At 66.5% G+C, this 14,310-nt stretch carries 14 protein-coding genes; 5 read left to right on the top strand and 9 right to left on the bottom strand.

Annotated features, from left to right (window positions below; all coding sequences use genetic code 11):
• Window positions 1-128: 128 nt before the first annotated feature.
• Together NQZ70_RS38915 and NQZ70_RS38920 are read right to left on the bottom strand one after the other, a co-directional pair.
• Window positions 129-929 (bottom strand): hypothetical protein, encoded by an 801-nt coding sequence (locus NQZ70_RS38915; protein WP_129578746.1) that lies wholly within the window; start codon window positions 927-929, stop codon window positions 129-131.
• Window positions 930-1,365: 436 nt separating this feature from the next.
• Window positions 1,366-1,869, bottom strand: a complete 504-nt coding sequence (locus NQZ70_RS38920) for a hypothetical protein (RefSeq protein ID WP_272826444.1) — start codon at window positions 1,867-1,869, stop codon at window positions 1,366-1,368.
• Here NQZ70_RS38920 and NQZ70_RS38925 point away from each other — a divergent pair.
• A complete protein-coding gene (locus tag NQZ70_RS38925; RefSeq protein ID WP_272826446.1) occupies window positions 1,856-2,116 on the top strand; it encodes a hypothetical protein in 261 nt (86 codons plus the stop codon). The two genes, NQZ70_RS38920 and NQZ70_RS38925, sit on opposite strands and share 14 nt — an antisense overlap.
• A gap of 845 nt (window positions 2,117-2,961) precedes the next feature.
• On the opposite strand, the gene NQZ70_RS38930 is transcribed toward NQZ70_RS38925, so the two are convergent.
• From NQZ70_RS38930 to NQZ70_RS38940, 3 genes are all read right to left on the bottom strand, one after another.
• Window positions 2,962-3,309, bottom strand: a complete 348-nt coding sequence (locus tag NQZ70_RS38930; protein ID WP_129578749.1) for a hypothetical protein — start codon at window positions 3,307-3,309, stop codon at window positions 2,962-2,964.
• Between the two features lie 139 nt (window positions 3,310-3,448).
• The gene (locus NQZ70_RS38935; protein WP_129578750.1) at window positions 3,449-4,033 is read right to left on the bottom strand and encodes a Pycsar system effector family protein; all 585 of its coding nucleotides are present in this window, start codon (window positions 4,031-4,033) and stop codon (window positions 3,449-3,451) included.
• 3 nt (window positions 4,034-4,036) lie between these two features.
• The gene (locus tag NQZ70_RS38940; protein WP_129578751.1) at window positions 4,037-4,828 is read right to left on the bottom strand and encodes an adenylate/guanylate cyclase domain-containing protein; all 792 of its coding nucleotides are present in this window, start codon (window positions 4,826-4,828) and stop codon (window positions 4,037-4,039) included.
• A 1,082-nt stretch (window positions 4,829-5,910) separates the two neighbouring features.
• Between NQZ70_RS38940 and NQZ70_RS38945 the strand changes: the two genes are divergently transcribed.
• Entirely contained in the window at window positions 5,911-6,156 is a 246-nt protein-coding gene (locus NQZ70_RS38945) for a hypothetical protein (RefSeq protein ID WP_129578752.1), read from the top strand.
• Between the two features lie 191 nt (window positions 6,157-6,347).
• Here the strand turns inward: NQZ70_RS38945 and NQZ70_RS38950 are convergent, their stop codons facing one another.
• The 3 genes from NQZ70_RS38950 to NQZ70_RS38960 all read right to left on the bottom strand — a co-directional run bounded on the left by NQZ70_RS38950 (window position 6,348) and on the right by NQZ70_RS38960 (window position 8,965).
• Window positions 6,348-6,785: a hypothetical protein gene (locus tag NQZ70_RS38950; RefSeq protein WP_129578753.1), complete on the bottom strand. Its 438-nt coding sequence runs from the start codon at window positions 6,783-6,785 to the stop codon at window positions 6,348-6,350.
• A gap of 28 nt (window positions 6,786-6,813) precedes the next feature.
• Window positions 6,814-7,716 (bottom strand): hypothetical protein, encoded by a 903-nt coding sequence (locus tag NQZ70_RS38955; protein ID WP_129578754.1) that lies wholly within the window; start codon window positions 7,714-7,716, stop codon window positions 6,814-6,816.
• 121 nt (window positions 7,717-7,837) lie between these two features.
• Window positions 7,838-8,965 (bottom strand): RNA polymerase sigma factor, encoded by a 1,128-nt coding sequence (locus NQZ70_RS38960; protein WP_237244427.1) that lies wholly within the window; start codon window positions 8,963-8,965, stop codon window positions 7,838-7,840.
• A gap of 226 nt (window positions 8,966-9,191) precedes the next feature.
• Here NQZ70_RS38960 and NQZ70_RS38965 point away from each other — a divergent pair, with 226 nt between their 5' ends.
• From NQZ70_RS38965 to NQZ70_RS53560, 3 genes are all read left to right on the top strand, one after another.
• Window positions 9,192-10,370 (top strand): PEGA domain-containing protein, encoded by a 1,179-nt coding sequence (locus NQZ70_RS38965; RefSeq protein ID WP_237244428.1) that lies wholly within the window; start codon window positions 9,192-9,194, stop codon window positions 10,368-10,370.
• A gap of 98 nt (window positions 10,371-10,468) precedes the next feature.
• Window positions 10,469-12,028 carry a DUF1565 domain-containing protein gene (locus NQZ70_RS38970; protein ID WP_237244429.1) on the top strand — a complete coding sequence of 520 codons (1,560 nt, stop codon included), beginning with the start codon at window positions 10,469-10,471 and terminating at the stop codon, window positions 12,026-12,028.
• Window positions 12,029-12,066: 38 nt separating this feature from the next.
• Window positions 12,067-13,605, top strand: coding sequence for a hypothetical protein (locus NQZ70_RS53560; protein ID WP_129578757.1), 1,539 nt, complete (start codon window positions 12,067-12,069; stop codon window positions 13,603-13,605).
• A gap of 173 nt (window positions 13,606-13,778) precedes the next feature.
• Here the strand turns inward: NQZ70_RS53560 and NQZ70_RS38980 are convergent, their stop codons facing one another.
• Window positions 13,779-14,147 carry an Imm1 family immunity protein gene (locus tag NQZ70_RS38980; RefSeq protein ID WP_129578758.1) on the bottom strand — a complete coding sequence of 123 codons (369 nt, stop codon included), beginning with the start codon at window positions 14,145-14,147 and terminating at the stop codon, window positions 13,779-13,781.
• Between the last annotated feature and the right edge of the window lie 163 nt (window positions 14,148-14,310).

A 14,310-nucleotide genomic window follows, 5' to 3' on the forward strand; every position in this document is an offset into this window, starting at 1 on the left:
CCCGGGCCCGACGATTGAGCCCCGGGCTTGGGGAGTTCTTGAGCGGCCCAGCCCTGCAGGGCCCCGACCCCCTCGGTTGACCGCGCACGCGCCGGCCCCTCCGGCGCGTGCGTGGTCCATGCGCGCTCTCAGACGCGGGCTGCAGAGGCGGCGTCCTGCTGCAAGCGGGCGATCAGCGTCACCAGCACTTCGAACGACATCACGGCATTCGAGTGCATGGTGTGGAACACCCTGCCATCCACATCCAGAATCTGCGACCGCTCTGCCCAGAGATTGGATGCGACGTCGGCAATGCGTTCGATCGCGATGGACTTCCCCTCGATCGTGAGGTGGCCGCGCGTGAGTTCGATCATCCGCATCGGGTGGTCCATGTCGCGGGAGGCGAACAGGGTTTTGGACAACGCCACGCTGTCGGGCAGAGCCCGGAAGCTGACCGATCCACCGGCCTGAAGCTGGTGGTAGAGGCGCTCCCCGCGCTGCTCTACATGGCGCATCCGCAACGTCTGGCTCAGCTCGGCGTAGCGCGAGGTGCGTGCTCCAATGAAGACCCACGGCGCCTGTGGTGTCGCCCGGTAGCCGATACCGCCGAAGTAAAACGTGTAGAGATCCTCGATGTCGGCGTAGAAGTCGGTCCGGGTGCCTTTCTGCTCCCGGACCTGGATCGCGTTCTGGCGCAGCACGAACACGGGCTGCGCGCCCACGACCCACCACGTGCCCAGCGCGATCACGACGCCCAGAGCGATCGCCCCATAGCCAGCGCGATACAGCACCGACACATCCCCATCGAACCGCACCGTGCTGCCCGGCCCTGGTACCAGGGACAGCACCAGGGCGCCCGCACCGGCGAACAGCGCTGCCAGAAACCATCCCGCAAAGAGAAGCGAACGGCTCTTGCCGTAGGTGCCGATCACATCGCCTGGATTGTGCATGCTTCCATCCCTATCGTTGGTTGTTCTTGTTGAACATGCCACGCGGCGGCGCGGTCCCGGGCAGGCCATTCTCGAGACCGGATCTTTTGCTCCTTCTGCGTTACGGCGAGGCGCCGGGTGGGCGACCGCATGTCCCCCTCTGCTCGAACACTCTCCAGAAAGCAGCGCCCTGGGTGTTGGCGGGACTGCTCCGCATGAGCGTGCAGGGTTGGCGGCGCGCATGAAACAAGGCGCCCGGTGACAGCAGGTAAGCCGGTGTCGAGCATGCGCTGGGCGAGGAGCTCGGTAGTGACGCCCGTCTCCACCCGTGGGTCTACCCGCTGGCGCCTCGGGCGTCGTCCAGAGGTGAGGCATCGAGCGGTGCCCCGCGCGGCGCTTCGCGGCCCGTCATCACGGCTTGTAGCTGGGTAGCTCGATCACGTGGGTGTCGACGGTATCACCGTTGCCCCAGTCGCTCCCAAACACGGCGCGCGTGCCGCTGGGGCTGGGCACGCTGTGCGGTCAGGAACGCGAGCGTCCCGCTCGGCGCGACCTGGGCGGGGTTCTCGTCGAGCTCCTTCCTCGCGAGCACCGTATTCTGGCCGATATCATAGATGAACACCTGTTCGTCGCACGTAAGGCCGATGCGGTTCGAATCCCACGACATGAACAGCGGGTCGCTGCCCGCGCTCGCGCCGCCCGAGCAGAAGTCAAACGTCGTCACGACCTCCTTCGTCCCGGCGCCGACGTGGTAACGGATGAGGTCCTTGCCGTCAACATAGAACAGGATGTCGGGATGAGATGTGTGCCAGTACACCTGCTCGATGTCCGCCGGCGAGATATCGAGCGCCTTGATGAGCCGGTACGTCTTGCCGTCGTAGAGCTGGTGCTCGCCGGCTGCGACCGAGAAGAGGATGAGCCTCGACTCGTCCGCGTTCCATGCCGAGATGGTCGAGTACATCGGCTTGATGACCGGGGCGTTCCCGCCATCCGGCGCGACCGCCGTGATCCGGCGGATCGTGGTGCCGAAGCGGCTGCGCCAAGCCCTTCCCAGAGTGCCGCACCGTGCGCCCGGCGCCGCACCGGTGACGATCAGCACGATGAATCCCGCGCACATGCGCAACCGGGCCCGCGTGGCGCGACACCTCAAGATGACGAGCTCTCCTATACTGGCTGTGGCAGCAAGATGCGTCTTTCAGGTGCTGTGACCGGGCCAGCGGTGGTGAGGGAGGTACTCGCGCGGCTCGGGCTCCCGCTGGAAGCTCCGGAATGCCGAGCGCGCGATCCCAAGGAAGCGATGGCCTGGGCCGACGGGCCCGCGTGCGCAGAGCGAGGCGCCGTGCCTGAGCCGCGAGGCGCCCCGGGAAGCGCTGGCCGCGCCGCGATGACGCCCGCGACAGGGTTGTGGGCGCTGCGGATGGCGTTGCAGCCGCACACCTTGAGGATGCGGATGCGCTGGCCCTCTGCCGCGTCGAGGGTGTGCGCGCCGATCACGCCGTTGTCGTGGTCCCTTCTCGCTGCCGGAGAAATCCTGGCGGGACTGTTCCGCGGGGGCGAACCGTCGCGATCCGTCGCATCCCCCGGGTTTTGGGAAGGGCGTGACGACGGATCGCACCCCCTCGGGAGGCACGGGCCCAACCCAGGCCCAACCGGCGAGCCTCGGGTCCGAGGAGCTCGCGCTGGCCGAACGGTCGCCTCGCGCGATCGTGCTCGCATCGCTCGCCAGCGCTCTGGGCCGCGCGGTCACGCTAGGGGATGAGGTAGCGGCCCGGGTCCTTCACGAGGCGATCGGCCGGCTGCTCGTCAGCGCCCATCCAAGGGCATCATGACCGTCCGCGCTGTCCCCATCGCGACGAAGGAGGAGGCGATGGCGACGACAGCGGAGTGGGCGGAGCGGGTGGCGCGATGGGTGCGGAGCGGGCTGAGAGCAGAGAAGTTCGCGCGGCGCGGCAGAAGCAGGCCAAAGCAGCCGCACTGGTGGCGCTGGGAGCGAAGGGCTGAGAAGGCGACAACTTCCCTAACGTATAGCGGTGTAGGGGGCTCCAGGTGTGTGCTACTGCGCTTGAAAAGCGCGATATGCGTCTCGTGCGAGATGGGTGTTGTCCTCGCGGTGCGCAATCCTGAACTTCCCCTTCACGTAGAAGCCCTCGAACAAGAGCTCGTCGTACTCGTCCGCGGGTTCCAAAATGAAGAAGCGCGCCTTGTCCTTCGTATTCGCGATGACGCCCACGCGCCGCCAGTTGCAGATCGGCCCCTCCCACGTGATGGCCTGCTCCTGTTGGAGTAGATCGCCCTCTGCTCGCTTGACAAGGAAAGCGGGACCCGCGTCGTTGCCCGGGTAGATGGCCGACCCGACGCGGACGTTGAGCGGCTCTCCGATGGTGTACGTGTCTGAGCTCATTGTTACCTCCTACGGAGTTGTCCGGGAGCCTCCGGTCGGGTATCCAGCGCGCCGATGAAAGACTGTGGAACAGATGATGACGGAGTTTAGCGTCTCGCCTTTCGTTGTGATGCCAGTTTCGTTTTTTTCTGGCACCGTATCATCGCAGCACGTCCCATGCCATGGATATAAACCGCAGGATCAATGCTATTCCTGTGCAAGGAAGGACGCCCCAGGTGAGCAAGCGGAAGGACGATTTCAGCTTCGCGAACTTGTCATCAGTGATCTTGGCCAGGGTATGGGCTTGGAACGCACAGTCTAGCACCCGCGCATGTTCATCCTGCGCCAGTATCGCCGTGTGATATTCCTCTGGTTTCTCGTGTTTAGCGACTGCGGCATAGGCAATCAGCGAGCTGTATACTTGCGGCTTTTCTGGCGAGTTGGTCTGCGGAAAAACGGTTTGCACGGCGTAAGAGATCGACAATAGCGCGGTAACTGCGGCACCGATAAGCGAGAGCCCTATGAGCACCTGCAAGGCTTTAGGGCCCATCACCAGCTCGTTCCACTTTGCCGATGTGGTGCCGACCAGGAGCGCGCAGAGCGCCACGACCCCAGCCGCTTTGGTGTTGGTGGTGCCTATGTACGTGTCGTATCGGCCGATAACTTTTAGTAGGAAGTCGATGTCGTCCTTCCCTGTGCTGGCGACTGGCTCGGAGGGCGGCGGGGTGGTCGGTTTTTCGGTCATGACTCAGCCCAGCAATGACATTTTGGCCGGTAGCAGCGAGGCGTCTGATGTTACCACTTGGCCGAACAAATTGTCGTCAAACGGTATGTACTTGCTGATTTTGAGCTTGCCGTTTTTACTCGTTCCGATGTTGGTCTGTGCCTCCGTAGATACGATAACCTGTCCGCTACCCTTGGAACATAGCTTCGCGGCACGGTTCACAGCATCGCCATATGCAGTGATTTCCCACATGCCCTGTAGTCCGATCTTGGTGATAACGATCTCTCCCGCATCGACCCCGACCCCGACCGCCACATCCCCTGGGATGTCGAAAGCCTCGAGGATGGGGTTGACAGCAGCCTCGACCGCCTCGACCATGTAACACCCGGCCTGACAGGCTGTCCCCACAGCTTTAGCCCCAATCGAAGGGTTCCCATTGCTGTCTATGCCGAACACCGCGAATAGCCCGTCTCCGCGGAAGCCGACGATATAGCCGTTCTGCTCGGCCACGATGTGCGCGAGCGCTGGGAGCAGGGAGTGCATGGTGATGTACGTTTTCGCTGCGCCCAACTCGTATGCCCGTCTTGTCGAGCTGCGCATGTCCACGAAGAGGACGGTGGCCGACGGCACCTTGACCGCGGATCCGATCTCCAACTTGGAAGAGGAGAAGGCGGAAATGTCCGTGATCATTGCCTTGGCGGCTTCCTTGATGACTCTTTCACGGGCGCGCGTGGACAGCGCGATTCTCTGTGCTTCCTGACTCGCTCTGGACGCGTGCTGGAAGACGAGGCTCCTGATTTGGTCAATAGTCAACATAGGGGGTTCGGTCTGTGGCAACCCATCGAAGGCGACTTAGTGGCGAAGGTGCGCCTTCAGGGCTAGGACTACAGTTCAGGGCGGCACTGCATCTTTGTCACGCCGTCGGAATCGTGCAAGGGCTCCGGTGCTCGTCGTCGGGGATCTTGGCGGGGCGTCGCGGAGGGGAAGTAGCGCCCCATGAAGCGGGGGCGCGTATGGTGCGCGCAGCGGACGATAAGATCCCCTGCCGAGCTCAACACTGACCAGTGACACGGCGCGCGGCGTCGTTTGGTCGTTTTTTTTGTTGACATGCTCGTTGGTCAAAGAAAACACGGGTCGCCTTCTGTTCACCTAGCATCAGCCGATGGGTTGACGCTGGCGCGTGTCAACAAAAATGTGCACGCATGTCACTTTTCCTGGGGGAACCACGTGTAGGCCCTCGACAGACTCCGCGCGCGGCGCGTCCCGTGCTCTGGAGGTGACGCGCATCGCCCATGTCAGGGACCGCCCCATCGGATCGCGCCCAGACCGGCCAAGCGGATCGCGGGCGAGCCCCGCTCGGACCTCGTGAGGACGGGGGCGCGGTGCTCGCTCACGTCAAGGGTCCGCTCCGCGGAAATCCTAACGGATTCGAGCCCTTGACGTGAGCTGCGCGCCGCGCGGTGGAAGGGCAGGTACGGGGTCCGAGCGGGGATTCTTGACCGGCCCAGTCGTGATCCGTTCTGCCGATCGGGTCGTGGTCCATGAGGCCGGTCTCTGACACCTCGCCGAGGGCGAGCCACCCAAGATTCCCCGGCGCGTCTACGCGGCCGCTGGACCGCGCCAGCGGCCCGGCCTCGTCGAGCTCGGCGAAGCCGGGCCGATGTCCAGCGGGGCGAACTCGGTGCGGTCGCCGTCGAGGCGGACGTGGGCGAGCTCCGATCCGGCGCGAAGCTCGCCGCTCGTCGGTCGTTCGGGTGACGACGCGAGCTCGTGGAGCTCCTCGCCACCGGCCAGCCTGCCGCCGCTCGCCTGGTCGTCATCATCCAGGGGAGCAACGACAAGGTGGTTGCCGTAATGGCTCGCTCGGCGGCGCGCGTTCCTTGGGGGGAACTCTCCAGGTGCGTGACGATCGCCTGCACCTTACGCAGCTGCGAGAGCACGTCTTCGGCGTCGAACACCTGGCGGACGAACCTGCCCACGTCCTGGCCCATGTGGTCGGCGCGCTGCTCCCAGTAGGCGCGCCTCCGGTGCCGCAGCCCCGCGTGCTCCTCGGGAAGGTGCCGCTCCAGCGTGCTGCGCAGGCCGGCGCCGCGCCGATCGTGCCGTGCCATGACCTCGTCGTCGGCATACACCACGACGCTTGATGGCGTCGCGCGCAGCCACGCCTCGCGCTCTACCAGCCGCGGGCGATGGACCAGCCGCGGGGATGGACGGAGGGATGCCTCCGGCGGGGGCGCCAAGCTCGGGATGCAGCAGGATTTCGGAAGAATTCTGTGATCCTGCGTGTTCGTTCACACGGGTAACTCCGAGCGCGGGGGACGAAACATTGGCGCAATTAGCCTTTTGCGCCAGTTCTCCTTGCGAGCTCATACGTTTGCGCGGCCCAGGCCAGGACCGCGTGCGCTGCGCGGGCGGCAGTGTCTTTGCCGCCCATCGCGTCGAGGATTGTAAATAGCCGTTTCCGCCCCTCCTCTTCACAATCGGCCCAACGGTTCATCGCATCCTCAAGCGGTGGAATACGACAGACTGGCACACTGGTTTCAGGCGTCTCAGGATGTTTCGCGCGTCCAGGCGTCGCCTCGTCCAAGACCAGCCGAGCCAACGTCAGCAGCGCTGTTGCTACCTTGCCCGCAGGAGCGCTGTAGTACGCATCGAATCCTTCTTCGATGAGGGCCTGTACGTGACTCTTGCGCAATGGAACGATGCGCCATTCCATTTGAACAACCAATTCGTCGAGGGCCTTGACGTTTGATTCATGATTTTTAGAATCCATTTTCGAACCTATCAAGCAGGTGTCGCAGCTACGCTGCTCCTTGGCTTCCTACGCCCGGAAGTGTCGTATTCAGTGGTGAACATTCAACGTCCTCCCAACCCGGTTCGTGTGCATGACTGGCCCCGACTTCGTCATGCTGCAGCGGGAAGCGCGTCAGCGTAGCAGCGCGGCGCGCGAACTCAGCACCCGCCTCGGCGCGAGCAGGCAGCGGCGATCTCAGCCGCGGCTGTGGAGGCGGCGGGAGCTTGGCGCGTGGGCTCCTGGAAGCCGGGTCAGGAGCCGGCACCACGGGCGGCGGAACATCAGGCGCGCGAGGGGCTATCGAGGGCGGGTTTGGTGGCACCGAGATCGACGCTGGCGACGCCGCCGTACGCGTCGCGCTCTCGCGCCTGGTGATCGGTTCATCGAGCTTGAGCACTACGGTATCGTCCGCGTCGGTCCGGCAGTCATCGTGAAGACGCCACAGGCGCTCCCAGTACCGAGCGGGCGTACCCGTGAACGCCTCCAATTGCCGCGCGAGGCCGGGCGAGATCGGGAGTTCGCTGTTCAGCAGCCGCTCCATGTCCCTTGGCGTAAGCCCCGTGCTCTCGGCCAGCTTTCGCTTCCAAGCAGGCATCGTCGCGCAGAACGCTTCGATGACCCGGCCCGGCCATGGAATTGGGCGCGCTCGGCCACCGGCCATCGCTGCGATCAGCGCATCGACATGGCAGTCCAGCAGGCGCCGGTATCGCCCCAGCTCCTGCTCGGCCTTCTCCTTCGCATCGGTGAGGGTTGCCTCCTCGTCCTCATGCGCCTGCTCGCGCGCCTCGCGAAGCCCGTGTTCGCGTCCCATCGCCTCGCGCGCCGTGACCGCGAAACCGATCGCGACGCAGGCCATCATTGCGAGAACGATCGGCGAGACGAGCCACATCGCACCCAGCATGTCTTCCATGATATTTCGCCTCCTGGACGTGCGCGTTCCTGTCCGACGCAAGGCGGATCTCGGCCTTGTGCTGTCGGAAGACATCACCGGCGCCCGCCGCCTGCTCAGCTGTTAATGGACGACCGACGATTCAGCGAATCTGCTTGAGGAGCGCTTCGCGCTCGGCGGCGAGCCGCCCACGGGGGAACTCCCGCGCGTGGGCCTCAAGCAGCCGGAGAGCCTCGACGTCGGCCATGGCGTCGTGGGCCTCGATGGCTCTTCGGGCCTGGTTGACCAGGCTCCTCTCACGATCGCTGACAGCTGGTCGAGCGGTGCTCGCCGGAGTCGACGCGGGCCGGCGAGCTGTCGTCTCGACGGGAGCGGGCGTGCTGCTCACGATCGCCTCGGCGCCCGCGTTTCGTTGTTCCCTCGACGACGAGCTCTCGTGCGCGATCGGCGTCGCGGGCGCTGCGGCGCCCGACGCGCCTCCACCTCTGGCAGGCGCCGCGGCGCTGAACGCGCTGTCTCGCACGGGAGACGTCGCGGCGTCCCGCGCTGCGGGCGCGGTGGCAGGGGCGCGGACCGCCGCCGCCTCGACCCTCGATTTCAGGTCGGGCAGGGATGGCACCGAGGAGACGAGCGCGCCGGTTAGCAGGACGAGCGCGCCCTGAACGAGGATCCTCACGCCCAGACGGCGCAGCCAGGCCACCCACGGCGCGCGACGGCCGAAGCCCAGTGCAAGCGGCACGCAGGCGCTGTCGTCCCATCCTCGAGAGCGCTGCTGCGCCTGCCACTGCTCCAGCCGCACCCGGAGCGCCTTGTGCGCCCGCCAGTGTCGCGTCCTCACGGTGTCCAGCGGAAGTCCCTGCTCGGAGGCGATCTCGGCCAGCGGGACCTCTTGGAGGTCGTGCTTGATCAAGAGATCCCGGTACTTGGGATCGAGTTGGTCTAGCAGCTGCCGCGCGAGCTTTTCCCGCTGCCGTCTCCGGAGCAGCTCTTCCGGCGTGAGACACTCATCTCGGATCTCGCACTCATCGAACGATGTCAGCACCTCGCCGCGGCAGCGTGCGTCACGGACGTGATTGCGCGCCTGGTTGACGGCGATCGTGACGCGGTACGGGGCTGGGTCTCCACCTAGATCGAGCCGCTTGTCGGCCTCTAGCCCCCGCAGCAGCGCTTCCTGGGCGACATCCTCGGCATTTCGCGCCGGCACACCGTGGCGCCGGGCGAGGCGCCGGAAGAGCTCGAAGCCGGGGGAGACGGTCGCTGGCCTGTCCACGGTACGCAGCACACTTGAGCCGGGCAAAACGCTTCACAAAAAATTGGCGAGGAGCAACTTTGGTCTGACAATGTGCGCCAAGGCTCACATTTAACCACATCAAAACGGACCCTAGGGGACGGCTGAGCACATTCCGTCATCCGACCGCCAATTCTCGTCCAAGCGGCCGAGACGTTGCGGTTTCTGCCGGTTGACGCCGAGCGGCCGGCGTAAGTACCGTCACTGGATGCGTTACATTGCGCATTCTCTCTCGATTTTTCTCACGCTCGGGGCCGCAACAGGCTCCGCGAAGTCTGCCAGCGCCGATGATGTCCCCCCGAAGGCGCAACAGACTTCACGAAGTCTGCCGGCGCTGGCGGTATCGCCCCCGGCGGCGAGCTCGGGCGAAAGCTCATCGGTGAAGGACCATGTTCGCCGTGGTCGGAGAGCGCGCAATGCCGGGCGGTGGATCGAGGCACACGCTGCGTACAAGGCTGCCTTCGATGCCGTAGACCCGGCGACCAGCACCGAGCGAGAGCGCGCGGAGCTCGCCGGCGAGCTCGGCCTTTGCGAGGTCGCGCTGCACCGATACCGCGATGCTGCCGAGCACCTCGCCAAGAGCCTCGAACAGCGCGAAGTGCTGCCCGATGCGCTCCAGCGGCGATACGAGGCAGCACAGCGCGAGACAGCGAAGCGCGTCGCCATGCTTGTTCTCTCGGTCGACCCGCCCGACGCCGAGGTGCTCGTCGACGGCGAGCGCATCGGGCGGACCGCGCGGACCTACACGCTCTTCTTCGAGCCGGGCAAACACATGGTGCGGGGCCGTGCACCGGGCCATGAGGACGGGCTTCATTCGTTCCTGGCCGCGGCGGGCGCGGAGCACGAGATCACGATGAAGCTGCCGCGCACTGCGGTGAGCGGCACCAACGAGACCGCGCTGGTGTCACCGAAGGAAGCACCGAAGACCCTGAGCCTTTCGTCCGGGTCCGATGCTACGAGGAAGGCACAGCCTCCCAGCCCGTGGGTTTCCTGGCCGGGAGCGCTGCGCGTCGCGGGTATCGCCGTCACGACGGGCACCGTGCTCGGGGGCGGCGTCTTCATGCTCAGGGCCGGCAAGCTGGATGATGACCTCAGCGAGCGGCGCGACGGGCTCACGCGCGGCTCCACGTCGAGCTCGACGATGTGCTGGCAAGCGCCGCCGGACTCCCCATGCGCTGACCTGCTCCGCCTGCGAGACGCCCGCAACTTGTCCGCCGGCGTGGGGACTGCCCTGGTCATCACGGGTGGTGTGATCGGGGCGGTGACCGCCGCGTCGTTCTTCACCGATTTTTCCTTCCTGGGAGGCACGCCGACTCAGGAGCGGGTTCACGTCACGCCCGTGGCGACCGGGGGTGAGACCGGCGTGAGGATCGAGGGACTCTGGTGAGGATCCGAGGAGCAGACGGGAGGCGTTCGCAAGCAGGTCCGGAGGGCCGAAGCGCTACAACGTCCGTCGTCGCTGTCACGCTCTGCGCGGCGAGCGCGATGAGCTCGCTGACAGCGTGCGCTTACACCGACCTTTGCTCGGAGGTGGCGGGGTGCGCGCCTGAGCCAGAGCCTCCGCCAGGACCTTGCGCGGGAGAGCCCGGCACGGCGCCGGCGCTCGACCAATGCGGGGTGTTCGTGAGCGCGTGGGGCGACGACAGCAGCCCGGGCACGAAGGACGCGCCGGTCAAGACGTTGCAGCACGCCATCGGGCTCGCCGCGAGCGGACGAGACAACGGCGAGGCGCCGACCCGGCGCGTGTATGCTTGTAGCGGGTCGTTCGAGGAGGCAATCACGCTGCGTTCGGGGGTCGACCTCTGGGGCGGCCGTCGCTGTGATGAGGGCGGCGATTGGTCGTATGAGGGGTCGTTCGGCGGACCGGATCACCCGACGATCATCGCTCCGCCGGTGGGGATCCCGCTGCGGGTGATCGCGGGGGAACAAGCGGACGCGACGTCAACGGTCTTCGGCGTGCGGGCGTTGGCGGCGGACGCCTCGGCAATCGATGGGAAGTCGTCCATCGCGATGATGTTGAGCCCTGGGGCCAGGGCGATAGTGCGAGCGAGCGCCATCATCGCCGGCAACGGCAAGGACGGGGATCCGGGACAAGACGCGCCCAGCGTCCGGGCGAAGGACGGTGTGCTGGGGAACGACGGCGCGGACGCGTGCACCTCGGACTCCCCGGCGGGCGCTCTCCCGGTCGTGACCGTGTGCGACGACGGCATCGAGTCCACTGGAGGCTACGGAGGCGACGGCGGGCTCGAGCAGGGGGGCGATGGCGCTTCGGGGCAGCCGGCGCCCGTGGAGAATGATGACGATGGGGGCCACGCAGGCAGCGGCGCCGGGAGCTCACCTTGCAAAGATGGCAAACCCGGCAAGGGGGGGCTCGACGCCGGTCGCGCTCGCGGCGCTGTTGGCGCAGGCTACCTCACCGAAGACGGTTGGATGGGCATCCGCGGTGAGGACGGGAAGAAGGGCGGCGTCGGCCAAGGCGGCGGCGGCGGGGGCGGCAGCAGGTCGCGCGGCACGATGGTGGCTTGTCCAGCGGGCCGCCCGCAGGCCGGCGCGGCTGGCGGCTCAGGGGGCAGTGGCGGCTGCGGTGGCCAGGGAGGCCAGGGCGGCGGCTATGGCGGGTCCAGCATCGGTGTTGTTGCGCTGCAGGGGAGCGCGGTGACGCTCGAGGCGACTCGGGTGACCACCGGCAACGGCGGCAACGGCGGAGCCGGCGGCACGGGTCAACCGGGCGGCGTTGGGCGACGTGGCGGCGACAGCGGGAAGGGATTTGGACCCGAGATGTGGGACGCATGCCGCGGTGGCACGGGAGGCGACGGCGGTCGCGGGGGCGACGCCGGCGGCGGTCTCGGGGGTTCCTCCTACGGCATCGCAGCTCACAGCGCCTACGTGACCTTCGGGCCGGACGTCCCTGTACAACTCGGACGCCATGGCGCGGGTGGTCTCGCAGGCAGTGCAGCATCTGGGGACGAGGTCGGGATGGGCCAGGAAGGCGACTCCATGCCTTACCGTCAATTCGATGTGCCCAATCCCGCCCCGCCGCGTTGAATGTCCCCCCTACACCCGACACAACATCGAGGCGCACCATGCGAACCACAAGAGCGACCTATCTGTCCCCTGCACTGCTGCTCGTCGTGGCCGGCTGCGGCACCGCACCGGGCCCCAACGAGCCTGGCGGAGCGGCGTGCGACGGCGGAGCGTCATGCCAAGGCGAGCCGCCGCCGGAGTCGGTCTGTCTCGAGCGTCTCGCTGCCGATGTGTGGGAAGATGGCTGCGGCGTGTTCGTGGGCGGCGTCTGGGGCAGCGGCGACGACGCGAACCCCGGGACGAAAGACAAGCCGGTGCGCACGCTGCAGCGCGGCGTTGAGCTCGCACGTACCGGCCGAGGGCGTGTGTTCGCATGTGCCGACGGCTTTTTCGGGCCCCTGACGCTGCCTTCCGGCGTGGACCTCATCGGTGGCTTCGGCTGCGTGAGCTGGAAGCGCCAGCCCGATACGCGCTCCATCCTTCAGCGTTCAGGTGAGAGCGACATCCTCCTGACCGTCGTACCGGCGAGCGACGAAGACACGGGCGCCGCGGATGGGGTATCGACGATCGTCGACATGCGAATGTGGGCGAGCCGGCGGATCGGGATGCTTCTTCGCTCCAACACAGCCGTGGAGCTCCTCCGGAGCGAGCTTAGCTCATCCCATGGAGGGGCAGGGCGCGATGGCGAGCCATGGCCCGGGCTGAATATTGCAGCGGACGGACCCCATGGCATGTACGGCGGCGACGCGTGCTCTGGAGCCACCGTCCCCGGCGGCCCAGCGGTGGTGAACCAGTGCGATGGCGGAATTCCGAGCATCGGCGGGAAGGGAGGGGACGGGCTACCCGACGGCGCCGGCGACGGGGACGACGGGCTACCGGACGCGACGTCAGACTCGAGCGACGGACGTGGAGGCGACGGGGATGTCCCGGGGCTTAACTGCGAGGAGGGGTTCGACGGGACCTACGGCGCGTACGGCGTGGTCGGGGCGGCGGGTCAGGGCATCGGCCGCGTGACCGAGACAGGATGGGTGGGCGATTGGGCAGGCGACGGCACCCGGGGGATGCCGGGCCAAGGCGGCGGCGGCGGGGGAGGCCGTCGAGGGGGGCTCTCCGCGTGCGGCGAGGCCTCCAAGGGAGGCGCCGGCGGCGGCTCCGGAGGCGCTGGCGGCTGCGGTGGGCGAGGCGGCCGAGGGGGAGAGAACGGCCACCCGACGATCGGGATCGTTGCCCTCCACGCCAAGCTGACGGTGCGCGACAGCGTGATCGCGACGCTGGCCGGGGGGCCGGGCGGCGACGGAGGGCCGCCCGAGGAAGGAGGCAAAGGCGGTCGAGGAGCACCGGGCGGCGCCGTGGGGGACGGCACGTGGTCCTGTGAAGGGGGCAACGGCGGCCGCGGAGGCGACGGCGGCTACGGCGGCCCCGGCCGCGGGGGCGACTCGATCGGCATCGCCTACCTTGACGAGGACCAGCTCACGCTCGAGGGCATCACCTACGAGCTCGGACCTCCGGGCAACGGCGGCATCAGCTGGAACCACGATGGCACCATGGTGAAAGCGGAGGACGGGAACGCCGTCAAGACGCTTCGCTTCCACGAATAGGTGCGCTCATCGGTCAAGACATTCACGAGAGAGCTGTGACGTCGGAGTGTCGGATGCACCCCTGCTCATCGATGAGCGCATCGGCATAGCCGGCATGGCCGACATGCGCTTGGAGCGGCTGCATGCACGTCCTTGCTGTTTCTACTGCGAAGAAGCATGGGCGCCGCGGGCATCTACCAATCCCGTTCCCATTGCACTCCAGGTGGACATTCTCCTGTCGCGAGAAACTGCCCAGCAGCCACGATGGCATCGTTCTCAGGTACCGCCATTTCCGTCATGAACTCATCTACCTGGTCGCGGCACCGGGACAGCAGATACCCCTTGCGCTCCCGATTCCCCAGACTGTGAAAAGATGTTCCATCAGGCTCGGTGAAGGTCAGGACTGATTCGTCCTGACCGACGCCAAACACGAGGACGTTCCCGTTCGCCGCCTGAAGAAACACCATTGTAGGCTGCCCTGATCGTCGCACGGCCTCGATCACGGCGTCCAGGTCATCTCGTGATTCGACCGTCGTTTCGCATGTGCCCCAGCTCGCTTTCATCTTGTGGGTACTCCTCACGGGTACGTCGATGGGTCGGGCAGACCAACAAACGTATGGTTGTAACCATCTGGCCCAATGACACGAAGCCGCGCTCCTTCGGGAAGCAAGGGCGTACCAAAATCGCTACCTATGGGAACTCGACCACAGTCGCCGAATCCACTCA

The organism is Sorangium sp. So ce836 (genome assembly GCF_028553905.1).
GTDB lineage: Bacteria > Myxococcota_A > Polyangia > Polyangiales > Polyangiaceae > Sorangium > Sorangium cellulosum_D.

Bases quoted from the DNA above. Each gene is read 5' to 3' on its own strand.
- NQZ70_RS38915 (WP_129578746.1), bottom strand. From the start codon at position 929: ATGCACAATCCAGGCGATGTGATCGGCACCTACGGCAAGAGCCGTTCG.
- NQZ70_RS38965 (WP_237244428.1), top strand. From the start codon at position 9,192: ATGCGTTACATTGCGCATTCTCTCTCGATTTTTCTCACGCTCGGGGCC.
- NQZ70_RS38935 (WP_129578750.1), bottom strand. From the start codon at position 4,033: ATGACCGAAAAACCGACCACCCCGCCGCCCTCCGAGCCAGTCGCCAGC.
- NQZ70_RS53560 (WP_129578757.1), top strand. From the start codon at position 12,067: ATGCGAACCACAAGAGCGACCTATCTGTCCCCTGCACTGCTGCTCGTC.
- NQZ70_RS38925 (WP_272826446.1), top strand. From the start codon at position 1,856: ATGGTCGAGTACATCGGCTTGATGACCGGGGCGTTCCCGCCATCCGGC.
- NQZ70_RS38980 (WP_129578758.1), bottom strand. From the start codon at position 14,147: ATGAAAGCGAGCTGGGGCACATGCGAAACGACGGTCGAATCACGAGAT.
- NQZ70_RS38970 (WP_237244429.1), top strand. From the start codon at position 10,469: ATGAGCTCGCTGACAGCGTGCGCTTACACCGACCTTTGCTCGGAGGTG.
- NQZ70_RS38955 (WP_129578754.1), bottom strand. From the start codon at position 7,716: ATGGAAGACATGCTGGGTGCGATGTGGCTCGTCTCGCCGATCGTTCTC.
- NQZ70_RS38940 (WP_129578751.1), bottom strand. From the start codon at position 4,828: ATGTTGACTATTGACCAAATCAGGAGCCTCGTCTTCCAGCACGCGTCC.
- NQZ70_RS38930 (WP_129578749.1), bottom strand. From the start codon at position 3,309: ATGAGCTCAGACACGTACACCATCGGAGAGCCGCTCAACGTCCGCGTC.
- NQZ70_RS38920 (WP_272826444.1), bottom strand. From the start codon at position 1,869: ATGTACTCGACCATCTCGGCATGGAACGCGGACGAGTCGAGGCTCATC.
- NQZ70_RS38950 (WP_129578753.1), bottom strand. From the start codon at position 6,785: ATGGATTCTAAAAATCATGAATCAAACGTCAAGGCCCTCGACGAATTG.